General features: G+C 66.2%; 16 protein-coding genes. 10 read left to right on the top strand and 6 right to left on the bottom strand.

Features of this window, described 5'->3' with window-relative positions:
• The first annotated feature begins 33 nt into the window (after window positions 1-33).
• The 3 genes from recJ to ACOYW5_RS05760 all read left to right on the top strand — a co-directional run bounded on the left by recJ (window position 34) and on the right by ACOYW5_RS05760 (window position 3638).
• The gene (recJ, locus tag ACOYW5_RS05770; RefSeq protein WP_423068298.1) at window positions 34-1827 is read left to right on the top strand and encodes a single-stranded-DNA-specific exonuclease RecJ; all 1794 of its coding nucleotides are present in this window, start codon (window positions 34-36) and stop codon (window positions 1825-1827) included.
• Between the two features lie 164 nt (window positions 1828-1991).
• Window positions 1992-3227 carry a class I SAM-dependent methyltransferase gene (locus tag ACOYW5_RS05765; protein ID WP_423068297.1) on the top strand — a complete coding sequence of 412 codons (1236 nt, stop codon included), beginning with the start codon at window positions 1992-1994 and terminating at the stop codon, window positions 3225-3227.
• A gap of 153 nt (window positions 3228-3380) precedes the next feature.
• Window positions 3381-3638 carry a hypothetical protein gene (locus tag ACOYW5_RS05760; protein WP_423068296.1) on the top strand — a complete coding sequence of 86 codons (258 nt, stop codon included), beginning with the start codon at window positions 3381-3383 and terminating at the stop codon, window positions 3636-3638.
• Here ACOYW5_RS05760 and ACOYW5_RS05755 read toward each other — a convergent pair.
• Complete coding sequence (locus tag ACOYW5_RS05755; protein ID WP_423068295.1) at window positions 3635-4021, bottom strand: hypothetical protein; 387 nt, start codon at window positions 4019-4021, stop codon at window positions 3635-3637. The genes ACOYW5_RS05760 and ACOYW5_RS05755 overlap by 4 nt on opposite strands.
• 139 nt (window positions 4022-4160) lie before the next feature.
• Here ACOYW5_RS05755 and ACOYW5_RS05750 point away from each other — a divergent pair, with 139 nt between their 5' ends.
• From ACOYW5_RS05750 to ACOYW5_RS05735, 4 genes are read left to right on the top strand one after another with little or no spacing between them, the layout of a single operon-like run.
• On the top strand, window positions 4161-5105 hold the full coding sequence (locus tag ACOYW5_RS05750; protein WP_423068294.1) for an ABC transporter substrate-binding protein: 945 nt from the start codon (window positions 4161-4163) through the stop codon (window positions 5103-5105).
• Window positions 5106-5131: 26 nt separating this feature from the next.
• Window positions 5132-6139, top strand: coding sequence for a FecCD family ABC transporter permease (locus tag ACOYW5_RS05745; RefSeq protein WP_423068293.1), 1008 nt, complete (start codon window positions 5132-5134; stop codon window positions 6137-6139).
• A complete protein-coding gene (locus ACOYW5_RS05740; RefSeq protein WP_423068292.1) occupies window positions 6136-7194 on the top strand; it encodes a FecCD family ABC transporter permease in 1059 nt (352 codons plus the stop codon). Before ACOYW5_RS05745 ends, ACOYW5_RS05740 begins: the two co-directional genes overlap by 4 nt.
• Window positions 7195-7206: 12 nt before the next feature.
• A complete protein-coding gene (locus ACOYW5_RS05735) occupies window positions 7207-8028 on the top strand; it encodes an ABC transporter ATP-binding protein (protein WP_423068291.1) in 822 nt (273 codons plus the stop codon).
• Window positions 8029-8244: 216 nt separating this feature from the next.
• On the opposite strand, the gene ACOYW5_RS05730 is transcribed toward ACOYW5_RS05735, so the two are convergent.
• The 5 genes from ACOYW5_RS05730 to ACOYW5_RS05710 form a co-directional block, all read right to left on the bottom strand.
• Window positions 8245-8703, bottom strand: a complete 459-nt coding sequence (locus ACOYW5_RS05730; RefSeq protein ID WP_423068290.1) for an SRPBCC family protein — start codon at window positions 8701-8703, stop codon at window positions 8245-8247.
• 20 nt (window positions 8704-8723) lie between these two features.
• Window positions 8724-9329, bottom strand: coding sequence for a dihydrofolate reductase family protein (locus tag ACOYW5_RS05725; protein ID WP_423068289.1), 606 nt, complete (start codon window positions 9327-9329; stop codon window positions 8724-8726).
• Between the two features lie 88 nt (window positions 9330-9417).
• Window positions 9418-9771 carry an ArsR/SmtB family transcription factor gene (locus ACOYW5_RS05720; protein ID WP_423068288.1) on the bottom strand — a complete coding sequence of 118 codons (354 nt, stop codon included), beginning with the start codon at window positions 9769-9771 and terminating at the stop codon, window positions 9418-9420.
• A 60-nt stretch (window positions 9772-9831) separates the two neighbouring features.
• A complete protein-coding gene (locus tag ACOYW5_RS05715) occupies window positions 9832-11019 on the bottom strand; it encodes a mandelate racemase/muconate lactonizing enzyme family protein (protein ID WP_423068287.1) in 1188 nt (395 codons plus the stop codon).
• Window positions 11020-11073: 54 nt separating this feature from the next.
• A complete protein-coding gene (locus ACOYW5_RS05710) occupies window positions 11074-11901 on the bottom strand; it encodes a transglutaminase-like domain-containing protein (protein ID WP_423068286.1) in 828 nt (275 codons plus the stop codon).
• Between the two features lie 107 nt (window positions 11902-12008).
• Here ACOYW5_RS05710 and ACOYW5_RS05705 point away from each other — a divergent pair, with 107 nt between their 5' ends.
• From ACOYW5_RS05705 to ACOYW5_RS05695, 3 genes are all read left to right on the top strand, one after another.
• Window positions 12009-12974, top strand: a complete 966-nt coding sequence (locus ACOYW5_RS05705) for a transglutaminase family protein (RefSeq protein WP_423068285.1) — start codon at window positions 12009-12011, stop codon at window positions 12972-12974.
• 66 nt (window positions 12975-13040) lie between these two features.
• Window positions 13041-14024, top strand: a complete 984-nt coding sequence (locus ACOYW5_RS05700) for a Gfo/Idh/MocA family protein (protein WP_423068284.1) — start codon at window positions 13041-13043, stop codon at window positions 14022-14024.
• 33 nt (window positions 14025-14057) lie between these two features.
• Window positions 14058-15110: an acyltransferase family protein gene (locus tag ACOYW5_RS05695; protein WP_423068283.1), complete on the top strand. Its 1053-nt coding sequence runs from the start codon at window positions 14058-14060 to the stop codon at window positions 15108-15110.
• Window positions 15111-15118: the final 8 nt, after the last annotated feature.

Genomic DNA, 15118 nt, shown 5'->3' with positions numbered 1-15118 from the left:
ACGCGCGCCGCCAATCTGCTTACTTCGGCTGCGATGGACGAGCCGCGCGCCAATTTCCTCGATGTCAGCAGGTCCGTGCTCGGTCGCCCATGGGTCGATCGGCTGGACGCGGCCGGCGTGCGGACGGCGACTGCCATCGGGCAGCGCACCGACCTCTCCGAGATCCTGGCGCGCATCGTGGCGGGGCGCGGCGTCGATGTGGACGCGGCCGAGCGCTACCTGCAGCCGACGGTGCGCGAGCTGATGCCCGATCCGTCGACACTCGCGGGCATGGATGCGCTGGCCGAGCGCCTGGCACAGGCAATCACCGACGCCGAGCCGGTAGCGCTGTTCGGCGACTACGACGTGGATGGCGCCTGCTCCTGCGCGTTGATGGCGCGCTACCTGCAGCATTTCGGGCTGGCGCCGCAGGTGCACATTCCTGACCGCATCTTCGAGGGTTACGGCCCCAATACGACTGCCATCGACAAGTTGGTGGATGGCGGGGCGAGCCTACTGATCACGCTCGATTGCGGCACCACCAGCGATGGGCCGATCGCCCATGCCCGGGAGCGCGGGCTCGACGTGCTGGTGATCGACCACCACCTGTCGGACGCGGAATTGCCGCCGGCCACCGCGCTGGTCAATCCGAACCGGCCCGACGATATCTCGGGGCTCGGCTATCTCTGTGCCGCAGGCGTCACCTTCATGGTGCTGGTCGCGACCAATCGCGTGCTGCGCCAGCGCGGCGACACCGGGTTGCCGGACCTGATGAGCATGATCGACCTCGTAGCGCTAGCGACGGTCTGCGATGTCGTGCCGCTCAAGGGCTTGAACCGGGCCTTCGTGGCGCGCGGGCTGGAAGTGGCGCGGACCGGATCGAACCGGGGCATCGGCGCCTTGGCGCTGGCGGCGCGACTGAACGGGCCACTCAATCCGTACCATCTCGGCTACCTGATCGGGCCGCGCATCAATGCCGGCGGCCGTATCGGCGACGCGGCGCTGGGGACGCGGCTCCTGACGCTCGACGATGAGCAGCAGGCACTGATCATCGCCGCCCAGCTCAATGAGCTGAACACCGAGCGCCAGCGCATCGAAGTCGAGGCGGTGGAGGAAGCGGTGCGCGCGGCCGAGGCCGAGATCGGTGGGGGGGAGGGGCCGCCGGTGCTGGTGCTGGCCTCGGCCAACTGGCACGCGGGTGTGGTCGGGCTGGTGGCGGCGCGGGTGCGCGAACGCTTCGAGCGCCCGACCTTCGCCATTGCACTGAACCCCGATGGCACTGGCACGGGCTCGGGCCGCTCTATGCCAGGCGTCGACCTCGGCACGGCGGTGATAGAGGCGGTGGAACTGGGGCTTGCGGCCAAGGGCGGCGGGCATGCCATGGCGGCGGGCGTGACGTTGCGGCCGGGTCAGCTCGGCCCCTTCCGTGCCCACGTGATCGAGCGGCTAGGCGCCAGCGTCGGCACGGCACGGGCGGCGACGGCACTCGAGATCGATGCGGCAATGACGGCGCGCGGGGCGACGCCCGAGTTCGTGCACGAGATCGAGCGGGCCGGCCCTTTCGGCTCGGGCAATCCGCAGCCGGTCTTTGCCTTTCCGGCGCACAAGGCAAAGTTCGCCGAGGTCGTGGGCGGGGCCGGGCATGTGAGGTTCACGCTGATCTCGGGAGATGGAGCACGACTCAAGGCGATCGCCTTCCGGGCTGCGACGACCGCGCTCGGCGAGACGCTGCTGGGGGCAGGAAACGACACCGCGCTCCACCTTGCCGGCACGCTCAGCATCGACCACTGGCAGGGCCGGGAAGAGGTGCAGCTGCGCCTCAATGATGCAGCGGTTCCGAAGGGTTAGCGAGATCCGGCAACACTCCGCAACGGGTTGAAACTCCTACTTGCATCTCCATTTATGACGGCTAGAGTGCTGTTTCTTCGGGCGCCGTGGCTGGCTTTCCGGCATTTGTGCTGCCCCGACCCTGGGCCCTCTTTTGGTGCCGGATTTGTCTGGATTGTTGCGTCATGGATAAGCTTGCGGTTGATACGAGGGCGAGTACGCCCACGCCGTGGACTCACCTGCTGTCGGGCATTGCCGCCTGGCTCGGCAAGCGGCTGATCGGGCGACCCAGGCACGGCGCAGTCACCATCACCTTCCCCAACGGCAAGACCAGGACCTTCGGCGATCCGTCGACCGGGGTGCATGCCAGCCTAGTGCTCCACAACTTCAAGGTGCTGCGGCAGACGCTGCAGCGTGGCACCGTGGGCTTCGCGCAGGCCTATATCGATGGCGATGTCGAGATCGAGGATCTGACGGCTCTGTTCCGTTACTTCCTGCAGAACCGTGACGTGCTCGATAGCGGCGAGAACTCCTGGTACGGCCGCGCCGCCCAGGACATCACCTATCACCTGAGCCGCCACAACTCGAAGGAAGGGTCCAAGAAGAACATTTCCGAGCACTACGACCTCGGCAACGACTTCTATTCCGAGTGGCTCGACCCCTCGATGACCTATTCCTCGGCCTACTACACGTCCGAGGACCAGACGCTGACCGAGGCGCAGCACGCCAAGTACCGCAAGGTGGCGGAGATGGCTGGTGTCACGGCGGGTAGCAGGGTGCTGGAGATCGGCTGCGGCTGGGGCGGTTTCGCCGAGACGGCCGCCAAGGATTTCGGCGCCGAGGTGCGGGGTATCACGCTGTCGGCAGAGCAGCTCAAGTTTGCCAATGAGCGGATGGAGCGGCAGGGCCTCGACAAGCTGGCAAGGATGCATTTCGAGGATTACCGCGATACGCAGGGCCAGTTCGACCACATCGCTTCAATCGAGATGATCGAGGCGGTGGGGGAGGAGCACTGGCCGAGCTACTTCAAGACGGTTCACGACCGGCTGAAGCCGGGCGGAACCGCGGCGATCCAGGCGATCACTATCGGCGAGCAGGACTTCCTCGATTACCGGGCGCGGCCGGATTTCATCCAGCGCTTCATCTTCCCGGGCGGCATGCTGCTGACCAAGACGGCGATGAAGGAGCAGGGCGACAAGGTTGGGCTGATCCTCGAGAACGTCGAGACCTTCCGCCTGAGTTACGCCAAGACGCTGCAGCTGTGGCGCGAGCGCTTCCTCGAGCGCTGGAACGAGATCAAGAAGCTCGGCTATACCGAGGACTTCCGGCGCAAGTGGGTCTACTACCTCTGCTATTGCGAGGCGGGCTTCGCCGAGGGCTCGATCGACGTCGGCATCTACCAGTACCGCCGCCCGGTCTGAGCCGCGGCCGTTTTGTGAGCGTTATCGTACCGAGCAGCCATGCGCGCGCCGGACTCGATTTTGATTTGCCGGGGGTGCAAATATTGCCCAGTGGGGGCAAGCCGGATTGGCGGATTCGGCGGCATCCCGGGGGCTCGTACATAAGGAGACGCCGTGGCAAAGGCGCTCTATCTCGTCATTCGCAGTCGCGACAGCTGGTGGGTTGATTTCGAGGGCAAGGCCCACGGACCCTACGGCTCGCGCGAAAACGCCGCGCTCGAGGCGCGGTCCCTGGCCCGCTTCCAGGCGCATACCGGGCGCGAGGCCGAAGTGCTCGTTCCGGACGAACACGGCAAGTACTGGGTGGTCTGGTCGAGTGTCTACGACAGCGGCGGCAGCGGAACGTTCACCCCGCATCGCATCGCCAGCTAGCGCAGGTTGAGCTGGCGCAGCTTCGCCGGCGGGACCTTGCGGACCATGACCTCTTCGAGCCCGTCCTCGTGGGCGCGCGTCAGGCGTCGCACGCCATCGAGGATGAGCCAGCGGCCCTTGTGTCGGGCGATCTCTATCGGGAACAGCAGGTTGGCCGCGCGGATGCGGTGATACTCGGCGGCATAGCGGTAGGGCGAGCGCAGCACCTGGCGCGGCGTGAGCGCGAACTGTTGCCCCTCGTAGGACCAGAGCGGCAGGTCGAGATGCCAGGCCAGCCTGGCCATCGGAAAGGACTGCGCCCGTAGCTCCAACGCCCAAAGCGCCTCGACGTCCAGGTCGAAAGCGGACCACGTCTCGGCGATGGCGTGCGGCAGCTCGTTCAAGCTCGCTTCCGTCTCCGTTGGGTGTAGCGTTTCTAGCAGCTTTTCTTGAAGGCCGCATGACCCGGAAACATGACTTGACTCGTCAGCATACGCCTTAGATACGTGACCGCAAGTATCAACATTATTCGGGGTCGTTTCCATGTCGCTCAAAGCCCTCGCGTTTGCCGCGTTCTCGCTGGCACTGCCCGCCACCGCTTTCGCCGCGGAATGGACCTATACCGACGGCTGGGGCGCGACCGTGACGCTCGACCACGTGCCGGCGCGCATCATAGCCAGCCAGGACGCCGCGGCCGGCCTAATCCCGCTCGGCATCCGCCCGGTCGGCATTTATGCCGACAGCGCCATCGCCGACGCCAAAGCACTCGAAGGGCTCGACCTCACTGGCATCGAAATCATCGGTGAGGCCTGGGGCGAAGTCAGCGTCGAGAAAGCCGCGGCGCTGAAGCCCGATTTGATCGTTGCCGAATGGTGGCCGCTCGACAAGACCTGGAGCGGTGGAGCCGATGTCGACGCTGCGCTTAGGCCGCTGGCTCCGATCACCGGCCCGATCCAGGGCGCTTCGATCGTCACCCTGATCGAGGACTACGAGAAGCTCGCCGCCAGCCTCGGCGCCGATCTCACCGTGCTGCAGGTGGCGACCGACAAGGCGGCTTTCGAGGCCGCGCGCGACAAGTTCAAGGCCGCCGTCGCGGCCAAGCCCGACCTATCGGCCCTGGCCGTCTGGGCCGGGACCGACGCGCTCTACGTTGCGGCCACCGCCGGTTCGTCCGAGCTGATGGACTTCGCTTCGTGGGGCTTGAAGCTGATCGATCCGGTCATTGCCGACGATCGCGGCTACTGGGAGACGCTGAGCTGGGAGCAGGCCGACAAGTACCAGCCCGACCTGATCCTCGTGGACAACCGCTCGAAGACCACTATCGAGACCGCCAAAGCTCAGGCGACGTGGACCGCGATGCGGGCCGCTGCGGCAGGGCAGGTGACCGACTGGCCGGCCTTCTGGCTGCGCAACTACGCCGCCTACGCGCGTGAACTCGACAAGCTGACCGCCGCCATCGACGCGGCCGACGTGAGCGTCGGCGACTAGGCGTGGCCGCGGCGGGCACATCGGCGATGGGACTTGCGCCGTCGGCTCGCGCCGGCGGCCTTGTGCTTTTCACGCTGCTGCTCGGCTGTGTGCTGGTGCTCTCGATCACGGTCGGCGCGCGGCCGATTGCGATCGGCGACATCTGGAACGCCTTCTTCGCCTTCGATCCCGACCAGACGGCCCACAAAATCATCCTCGACCTGCGCTTACCACGCACATTGGTCGGGCTGCTGGTTGGAGCCGCACTGGGCCTCAGCGGCGCGATCCTGCAGGGGGCGACGCGCAACCCGCTCGCCGATCCCGGCATTCTCGGCATCAATGCCGGAGCGACGCTCTGCGTCGTGCTCGGCATCTCGATCTTCGGCATCGCGCAGCTCTCGCATTACGTGTGGCTGGCCTTCCTCGGCGCCGGCTTGGCCACGGTGCTGGTCTACCTCATTGCGTCGCTCGGCCGTGAAGGCGCGACGCCGGTGAAGCTGGCATTGGCCGGAGCCGCGGTCACCGCTGCGCTCACCTCCGTCACCAGCGGTGTGCTGATCACCAACGTGGAGACGCTGGACCAGATCCGCTTCTGGCAGGTGGGCGCGCTGACCGGGCGCACCACGGAGATCCTGGTGCAGGTGACGCCGTTCATTCTCGCCGGCATCGTGCTGGCGTTGGCGACCTCGCGCATCCTCGATGGCCTCGCTATGGGCGACGACATCGCCCGCGGGCTTGGGCTGAAGGTGCAGCGCTCGCGCGCCATTGTCGGGCTGGCCGCGGTGATCCTCGCGGGTGCAGCGACGGCGGCGGCGGGGCCGATCGGCTTCGTCGGCCTGACGATGCCGCATGTCGCGCGCGCCTTCACCGGCCCGAACTACCGCTGGCTGCTGCCGTATTCGATGGTGCTGGCACCGATCATGCTGATCGGGGCCGATATCGTCGGCCGCGTCATCGTACCACCCGGTGAGCTGCAGGTCGGCATTGTCACCGCCGCACTGGGGGCGCCGTTCTTCATCGCGCTGGTCCGGCGCCGGAAGCTGGCCGAGCTATGAGCAGCGCTGGTTTCGCCCCCGTCAACGCAGTGATCGCGGCGCGAAGGCGCCTGCGGCAGCGCTATGGGCTCGTCGTGATGGGCCTGATCATCCTCGGGCTGGCGCTGATGGCGCTGACCATGTCGGTCGGCGACTATCCGCTGCCGGTCGCGGACGTGCTGCGCTCGCTGCTGTCGCCGTTCACCAGGAACTCGGACTCGGCCAACGACTTCATCGTCCTCGGTGTGCGCCTGCCTCGGGTGCTGGCGGGGCTCCTAGCCGGCGGCGCCTTCGGGCTGTCGGGCGTGATCTTCCAGACCGTGCTGCGCAACCCGCTCGCCAGCCCCGATATCGTCGGCATCACACTGGGGGCGAGCGCCGCGGCGGTAGCCGCGATCATCTTGTTCAAGTGGTCGGGCGTGCCGGTCGCCCTCTGCGCCTGCGGCGGTGCGGTGGTGATCGCGCTGCTGATCTATGGGCTCTCGTGGCGCAACGGCGTGACGCCATATCGGCTGGTGCTGGTCGGGATCGGCATGTCTGCCATCGCCGGGGCGGTGATTTCGTATCTCTTCACCCGCGCCCGCATCATGGAAGTGCAGGAGGCGCTGGCCTGGCTGACCGGCAGCCTCAACGGCTCGACCTTCGACTCCATCGCGCCGCTTGCCGTGGCCCTGGTGGTGCTGGCGCCGCTGGCGGCGTGGCTGTCGCGGTCGCTACAGACCCTGCAACTGGGCGATGATGCCGCGACCGCGCTCGGCACCCGCGTCGAGTATTCGCGTCTCGGACTGATCATCGTGGCGGTCCTGCTCGCAGCGTTTGCCACCGCTGCGGTAGGCCCGGTCTCGTTCGTCGCCTTCGTTGCCGGCCCGATTGCGCGACGCCTGCTCGGCCCTTCGGGCAACGCGCTGGTGCCGGCCTTCCTTGTCGGTGGCATCGTCACCATCGGTGGCGATTTCATCGCCCAGCACATGCTCGGCCGCAACCAGCTGCCGGTCGGCGTCGTCACCGGGGCGCTGGGTGCCGTGTTCCTCATCTACCTGCTCGCCGCTGCCCATCGTTCGGGCCGCGGCGGCTGATCGGAGGCAAGTATGTCCGCCAACCACACGCTTTCGGCCACTGATCTCGCCCTCGGCTATGGCGAACGCACCATCGTGAATGGCCTGAGCCTCGAAATTCCGGCGGCGCAGTTCACCGTGATCGTCGGCGCCAATGCCTGCGGCAAGTCCACGCTGCTGCGCGGTCTGGCGCGGCTGCTGACGCCGAGCTCGGGCACGGTGCTGCTCGATGGCCGGAACATCCACCAGATGCCGACGCGCGAGCTGGCGACGCTTCTCGGCGTGCTGCCGCAAACACCGGTGGCGCCGGATGGCATCACCGTCGCCGATCTGGTCGGTCGCGGCCGCTACCCGCACCAGGGCTGGTTCCGGCAGTGGGTGGCCGCCGACGACGTGGCCGTCGCCAACGCGCTGCAGGTGACCGATACGCTCGACCTTGCGGGTCGAGCGGTGGATGAGCTGTCTGGCGGCCAGCGCCAGCGGGTCTGGATCGCCATGGCGCTGGCGCAGGAAACCGAGTTGCTGCTACTCGACGAGCCGACGACCTTCCTCGATATCAACCACCAGGTCGAGGTGCTGGACCTGTTGACCGACCTCGTGCAGCAGCGCGGTCGCACCGTGGTTGCGGTACTGCACGACCTCAACCTCGCCTGCCGCTATGCCGACCACATCGTCGCAATGCGCGACGGCAAGATTGCCGCCGTCGGCGCGCCGGGAGAGGTGGTGACGGCCGAACTGGTGAAGACGGTATTCGGCATGGATGCAGAGGTAACGCCCGACCCGGTGTCGCACACTCCGATGATCGTGCCGGTGGGCAGGCACAAGGTGCGGGCACGGCTTAAGGCGGCGGAGTAGGGGGCGCGGTTCTGGCGAGCCGTGGTGTTTGCCTGCAGTCAGGCCACACCCACGGAGTCACCCGACGCAGGCCGGGGTCCATCATGAGGTCTCGCTGCCTCCCAGCGGGCTGCAATATCTCAGGATGGATTCCGGCCTTCGCCGGAATGACGCCGGTGGTTGGGCTGGGCGGCGGGCCTGACAATCCAGCACCAGCCCAGATACCCAGGCGCGCGTTTACGCGTTCTCGTCCAGCCACTTGCCCATCAGGTCGACGAGGTAGTTGGTGCCGGCTTCGCGCTGCTGGTAGGTGTCGAGGCCATCGAGGAAGGCGCCGTCTTCCTTGATCACCATGCGCGTGCCGCTGCCATCGGGGAAGAGTTCGATCGTGGCGAGGGAGACCGAGATGCGCTTGCCGTCCATCGTCATCTCGTAGGTGTAGATGATGCGATTATCCGGCACGATGTCGCGGTAGAGCACGTCGAAGGTGTAGAACTTCCCCTCCATGTCGCTCTCGTTGTACTCGCGGCCGCCGACGCGGAAGTCGAATTCATCTTTGGGCTTGTCGGGGCTCGGCGAGCCGAACCACTGGCGCTTGAACTCGGGGTTGGCCCAAGCCGAAAAGACCTTGGAGGGTGAATGCTTGTAGGTCCGCTCGACAGTGAAGCTGCCATGGGCAATGGAACGATCGGTCATTTGCTCTTTCTCTTTCTCGATTAGTGCACTACGTCGAATTCAAGATGCGTCACATCAGGTGACGCGGCGACGGCGCGGGTGCGCCGCAGTTCGATGTGATGGTCACCGATCTGGTCGAACAGGCGCGTGCCGTCGCCCAAGAGGACGCTCACCACCTGGATGTGGAGGGCGTCGGCGAGGCCGGCGCGCAAGACTTCCTGCCCGGTCTCAGCCCCCATCACGATAACGGCCTTGTCGCCGGCAGCGGCCTTGTCGCCGGCAGCGGCCTTTGCCGCCGTGACGGCAGCCTCGATGCCTTGGGTGACGAACTGAAAGCTGGCGCTTTTCATCTGCTGCTCCGGTTCGGGCCGGTGCGTGAGGACGAAGGACGGCGCGGGGAAGGGGGTATCGTTCCAGTGCTGGAGCCCGAGATCGTAGGTGCGGCGGCCCAATACGACGGCGCCGACGGACTTCATGAGCTTGTCGATCATGGCCCCGTCCTCCGGCCTGACCGCGTCGGGAGCCGGGGGGAACATCCACTCGTGCAGCCGGTCGCCGCCGACGCCCATGGCGTTTTCCATGCTGATATCCGGGCCGGCAACGAACCCGTCCAGCGACATCGAAAAGCTCAGTACAACCTGCGCCATGCATGCCTCCTGTTTCAGCGGGCAATATCCATCCGCGACCGGGCGCCAGGCCCGGGTCGGTACGTCAAAACTGTTTTCGTTCGAGCCGCTACTTGGCGACCTTGTCAGGATCGTCGGGCAGGCTGTCGAGAAACGTGCCCAACCGGTCGAGACGCCTTTCCCAGCCAATGCGCCGGTCGTTGATCCACTTCTCAGCAAAGCTGAGCGCACCAGGATCTATGGTGCAGGTGCGCACCCGGCCGACCTTCTGCGTTGTCACCAGCCCGCTCTGTTCGAGCACCTGCAGGTGCTGGACCACGGCGGGAAGGCTCATATCGAACGGCGCGGCCAGCTCACTGACCGACGCCGAACCCTGCGTCAGCCGCTCGACCATCCGTCGCCGGGTGGGGTCGGCGAGGGCCTGGAACATGAGATCGAGCGGCTCGGCGGATTGCTTAAGCATGATCTTAAGTAACCTGTCGGCGGATCGCTGTCAATAGATAAGTGATCTCTTAAGTTACGGTCAGCGCCAGACCGGCTCGCCCTTCGCGCGATGCGCCTCGAGCCAATCGAGATCGAGATCGACGCCGAGGCCGGGAGCGGTCGAGACATGCATCCTGCCGTCCTTGATCTTCAGCGGGTTGGGCTCGGCCCAGCGCAGCGAGGTCGCGCCGCGCGTGCATTCGATGCGGGGGCAGTTGAAGACGGCGGCTGCCAGCTGCTGGCTTGCGGCATTGAGCAGCAACCCGCTCACATTGTGCAGCGTGATCGGCGTCCGGTAGAGCGACGCGAGATCGGCGATGGCCCTGGTACCGGTGATGCCGCCGGAGTTGACGATGTCGGGCTGCAGGCAATCGACGGTCTGGTGCTGGAGGAAGGGCAGGGCCTGCTCGGGCAGCTCGATGTTCTCGCCGGTCATGATCGGGATGCGCGTCGACTTGCGCAGCGCCTGCCAGTTCTCGGAGAAGCCCGGCTGCAGCGGATCCTCGAGATAGATGGGATCGATCGCCTCCACCGCTTCCGCCACCGAGATGGCGCTGGGGGCGTCGAGCTCGTTGTGGCAGTGGACGATGATGTCGATGTCCTCGCCCAGATGCTCGCGGGCGAGCTCGTAAGAGCGCCGGATGTTGCGGATGTCGCCGGGCGAGAGGCTCGGCACGTATTCCTGCATGTTGATGCCGATGGCGTCGTGGATATCGACCTTGAAGGTCTTGAAACCATGCGGATCGGACTTGAGGTCGGCCGCGGCGTCGCGCCACGCGCCGGGATCGGTGAGATCGAAATGCGGGCAGTGCGAATAGAGTTCGATCTCGCTGCGGAAGCCGCCACCGAGGAGCTTATGCACCGGCTGGTTGAGGAGCTTGCCCGCGAGGTCCCACAGCGCCATGTCGAGGCCGGAGCAGACCATCATATGCGCCGGGCGCTGCCGGTAGGCGTAGAACATGTTGTGGTAGTGGACGCCGATATCGAGCGGGTCCTTGCCCACGAGCTGAAGGTGCGGCAGGCGGGCGCCGCCCTTGGCGTGGGTGAGGACGGACGCGCGGACGAGGTCGCCGTCGAGATCGCCGCATTCGCCATAGCCCGAGATGCCGGCATCGGTATCGATGCGAAGGAGGCAGAAGCCGTTCTCGAGCCGCATGGCCTTGATGTCGGTGATCGTTGCCTGACCGCGATCGCTCGCCGACAGGTGCTGTTGCCTCGATATGGCCATGTAGTACCTCCCCTTTTGCCCGAGCTATAGCGTCCGGGCCCGGCGAGCGAAACCTCACTGGCGCGAGAGACTTACCGCATCCACCGTCCATTCCTGGTTCGCCACGTTACCCAGCCGCTCCACGGTCACCACCTTGGGCGGACCCGTGAGCTGGCCGAAATAGGTGGCAAAGGCCGTATCCGCGGCGTCGCGGCCGACGCCGATCTTGATGATCCCGTCGATCGGGCAGAGCCGCGTGGCGTCGAACAAATACCAGCGTCCGCCGAGATAAGCCTCGAACACGGCGTGAAAGTCCTGCGGCGTGAGTTCGAGCGCATAGGCTGAGACGAACCGGGCCGGTATGCCGACCGCCCGCGTCAGGGTGATGCCCAGGTGGGCGAAATCCCGACACACGCCGGCGCGCAGGGTGAAGGTGTCGTGGGCGGACGTGCTGCCGTCGCTCGAGCCTTCGAGATAATCGACGTTCTCGAAGATCCAGTTGCAGATCGCCTGCACCTTCTCGTGCCCGCTGCCGAGGTTGCCGAACTGGCGCCAGGCAAAGCGCGCCATCAGGTCCGAGGGGCAATAGCGGCTGGCGTAAAGGTGCGGCAACACGTCGAAAGGGAGCTTGCCGACCGGGGTCTCCTGCACCTCGTCGGGGATACTCCGAACGGGATGGGTGTCGACAATGGCCCTGTAGCGGAAGTTGTGAGTGCCGGGAGCGAGGATCAGCCGGCGGTACCGGTTCCCCGTCTCGGGGACTTCGTAAACGTCACCGCTCGGGCCCGTGTACCTGTCCTCGAACAGCCGCTGTCCGCTCGAGCGCTGGGCCTCGATGTTGAGGATCAGGGTTGTCTCGGTGATAGCCTCGTATTGCAGCTCACAGCCTACTGAAAATCGCATCGTGGACCCCGCGTGATGGGCATCAATACCACAGGGGGCCCGAGAGTTCCGGAACCTGAGGCGAGTTCGCGACTTTGGCTCTGACACAGACAAGTGCCAGCAGCGTCATGACAGTCCTCACCGTTCGCCACGTGACCACCTATCGCTATGCCCGCCCCGTCGGCTTTGGCGAGCATCGCATCATGTTCCGGCCGCGTGACAGCCACGCCCAGAGGCTGCTGACTGCTGAGATCATCATTTCACCGATCGCGGAAGTCCGCTGGATGCACGACGTGTTCGGCAATGACATTACCCTTGCGTCCATCACCGGTGACGCGGACACGCTCCGGTTCGAGAGCAGCATCGCTCTCGATCACACGCCCGAAATGGTGCCCCGTTTTCGGACCGAGCAGCACGCCAAGCTCTGGCCCTTCGAGTACGACGCTGAAACGCTGCCCGATCTCGCGGCCTACATGCGGCCGCACCATCCGGCACCGGAAGTCGAGGCTTTCGCCAGAAAGTTCACCCGCTCCGGCCTCGAGACCGAAACCGGGCACCTGTTGATGACGATGACCATGGGCATCCGCGAGAGCCTGAAATACAGCCGCCGCACCGACCCGGGCACGCAACCGCCGATCCAGACTCTGACCACCGGCACCGGCACCTGCCGCGACTATACGCTGCTGATGATGGAGGCTTGCCGCGCCTTGGGCTTCGCGGCGCGCTTCGTCACCGGCTACATCTACGTCCCGTCGCGCGATGCACCCGGAGCCAAGCGCGGTGGTGGGGCGACGCATGCCTGGGTGCAGGTGTTCCTGCCCGGCGCCGGCTGGGTGGAATTCGACCCAACGAACGGCATCGTTGGCTCGAAGGACCTGATCCGCGTCGGCGTAGCGCGTGAACCCCGGCAGGCGCGGCCGCTGAGCGGCAGCTTCATCGGCAGCCGTGCCGACTATCTCGGCATGGAGGTCGAGGTGGAGGTCTCCGCCGATAGCGGGCTGGTCCGCGCGACGGCCGAGGCAACGGCAGCGGGGCGTCGGTTGCGCCACGCGACTGCCGCTAGCGTCCGGCCTCCCGGAACCGGCTCCCTCTAGCCCATTCGCCGGATTGCGCTTTGTGCAGAGGCCGTTACACCTCTTCCGCGACAGCGGGAGAGAGCTATGGCCGGCAAGGTGCGGTGGGGGATTCTGGGGACGGGCTGGATCGCGGATCTGTTCGTCAAGGATCTGCAGATGCACGGGCACGCCCTGACCGCGGTCGGCTCGCGATCTGAGGCCAGCGCCGATGCTTTCGCCCAGCGCTTCGGCATCGCCAGGGCCCACGGCAGCTACGAGGCGCTGTGCGCCGATCCGGACATCGATGCGATCTACGTGGCCACCCCGCACCCGATGCACCACGCCAACACCCTGCTGGCGCTGCAGAACGGCAAGCACGCGCTGGTGGAAAAGGCCTTCACCGTCAACGCCCGCGAGGCGCAGGAACTGGCCGACCTTGCCAGAGCCAGGGGCCTCGTCGTGCTCGAAGCCATGTGGACCCGCTTCCTGCCGCACATAGTCCGCATCCGCGAGATCGTGCGCTCGGGCGTGCTGGGGGAGATCCGCTCGGTCGTCGCCGACCATACGCAGGACCTGCCGGATGATCCGAAGCATCGCCTGAACGCCCTTGAGCTCGGTGGCGGTGCGTTGCTCGACCTCGGCATTTATCCGATCTCATTCACCTTCGACGTGCTGGGCCCGCCACAGGAGATCGTGGCGCGGGCGCGGCTGAAGGAGACGGGCGCCGACGGCACCGTCGCGACGGTCTTCACTTATGCCAGCGGTGCCATCGCCACCACCATCTCGGCGAGCGACACGGCCGGCCGCAACGTCGCGACCATCCACGGCACCGAGGGGCGGATCGAGATCGACAAGGTCTGGTACGCGCCGACAAACTTCCGTCGTTACGACGCGACCGACACCGTGGTCGAGGACTACCAGTCGGCGGTCATTGGCCGCGGCATGCAATATCAGGCGGCCGAACTGGAGCGGCTGGTGGCCGCGGGCGAGACCGCCGGGGACATCCTGTCGCCCGCCGAGAGCGTCGCCATCATGGCCGCGCTCGACGAGGTCCGTCGCCAGATCGGGCTTAAATACCCGACAGAGTAGGATGCTGGACTTGGTTCCGGCGCTGACCTAGCGTTGCGAACAACTGAGAGGCGGGGGGCGGCCCTGAGAGCCACGGAACGCATTGCCTGGCTCGACGTCGCCAAGGGCCTGTCCATCGTCTTGGTGGCGATGTTCCACGCCCATCTGACCGCATACGAGCTTGGCTTCCGGCCGCTCTATACCGGCCCGTTCAACGTGGCGCTCCAACCCATCCGCATGCCCCTGTTCTTCGCGATCTCGGGCATACTGGCAGCGAGCTCACTGGGGCGGACATGGCCAGAGCTGCTGAGCCGCAAGGTCTGGGTCTTCGTCTATATCTTCGCCCTCTGGGGCCTGATCCGCTGGGTGTTCTTCGGCCAGGTGCTGGAGAACGTCCGCGCGCCGGAGGAAGGGAACGACTGGACCCAGTTGCTGGTCATGTGGGTCATGCCGTCGAGCTCGCTCTGGTACATCTGGGCGCTGGCCATCTTCTACGTCATTGCCAAAGCGGCCGACCGCTACAAGGCCGCCGCGCTCGTTGGCGCCTTCGTGCTGGCCTGCCTCACCTGGGGCGGCGTCATTCCGCCGACCCTCACGACTTACCGCGTTTCGGTCTACCTCTTCTTCTTCCTCGCCGGCGCCTATTACGGCCCGCAACTGCTGGCGTGGATCCCGGCGCGGCCGTGGATGATCGGCCTGCCGGCTCTCGCCGCGTTCCTGGTGCTCGAATACGTCGCCCTTCCGGTCCTTGATACGAGCCTCGCGGACGGGGTGCTGCGCGCCCTGGAGTCGGTACTGGGCCTCGCAGTCGGCGGCGCCGCAGCCGTGCTGCTCATCCGCGTGCCGCCGGTGCGTGACGTATTCGCCCGCATCGGACAGCACACGCTTTCGGTGTACGTGACCCATGGCCTGATCGTCGCGATACTGGCCCAACTGCTCAGCGGCTTCGCGGGTGCCGAGCCCTGGCGCTACCTGATCGTGCCGGTACTGGTAATCGTCTCGGTAAGCGGCTCGCTCCTGCTCGAAGCCGCCAGCAAGCGCCTCGGCCTCGCCTGGCTCTACGACGCCCCACGCCTGCCGGTCGCACAAAGGCCGGTGACGCCCTGAGGGCGTCT

Origin of the sequence: Devosia sp. CN2-171, assembly GCF_049354815.1 — a bacterium.
Taxonomy (GTDB): domain Bacteria; phylum Pseudomonadota; class Alphaproteobacteria; order Rhizobiales; family Devosiaceae; genus Devosia_A.
Note: the sequence above shows the minus strand (reverse complement) of the source record. Positions and strands in the feature narration are given on the sequence as shown.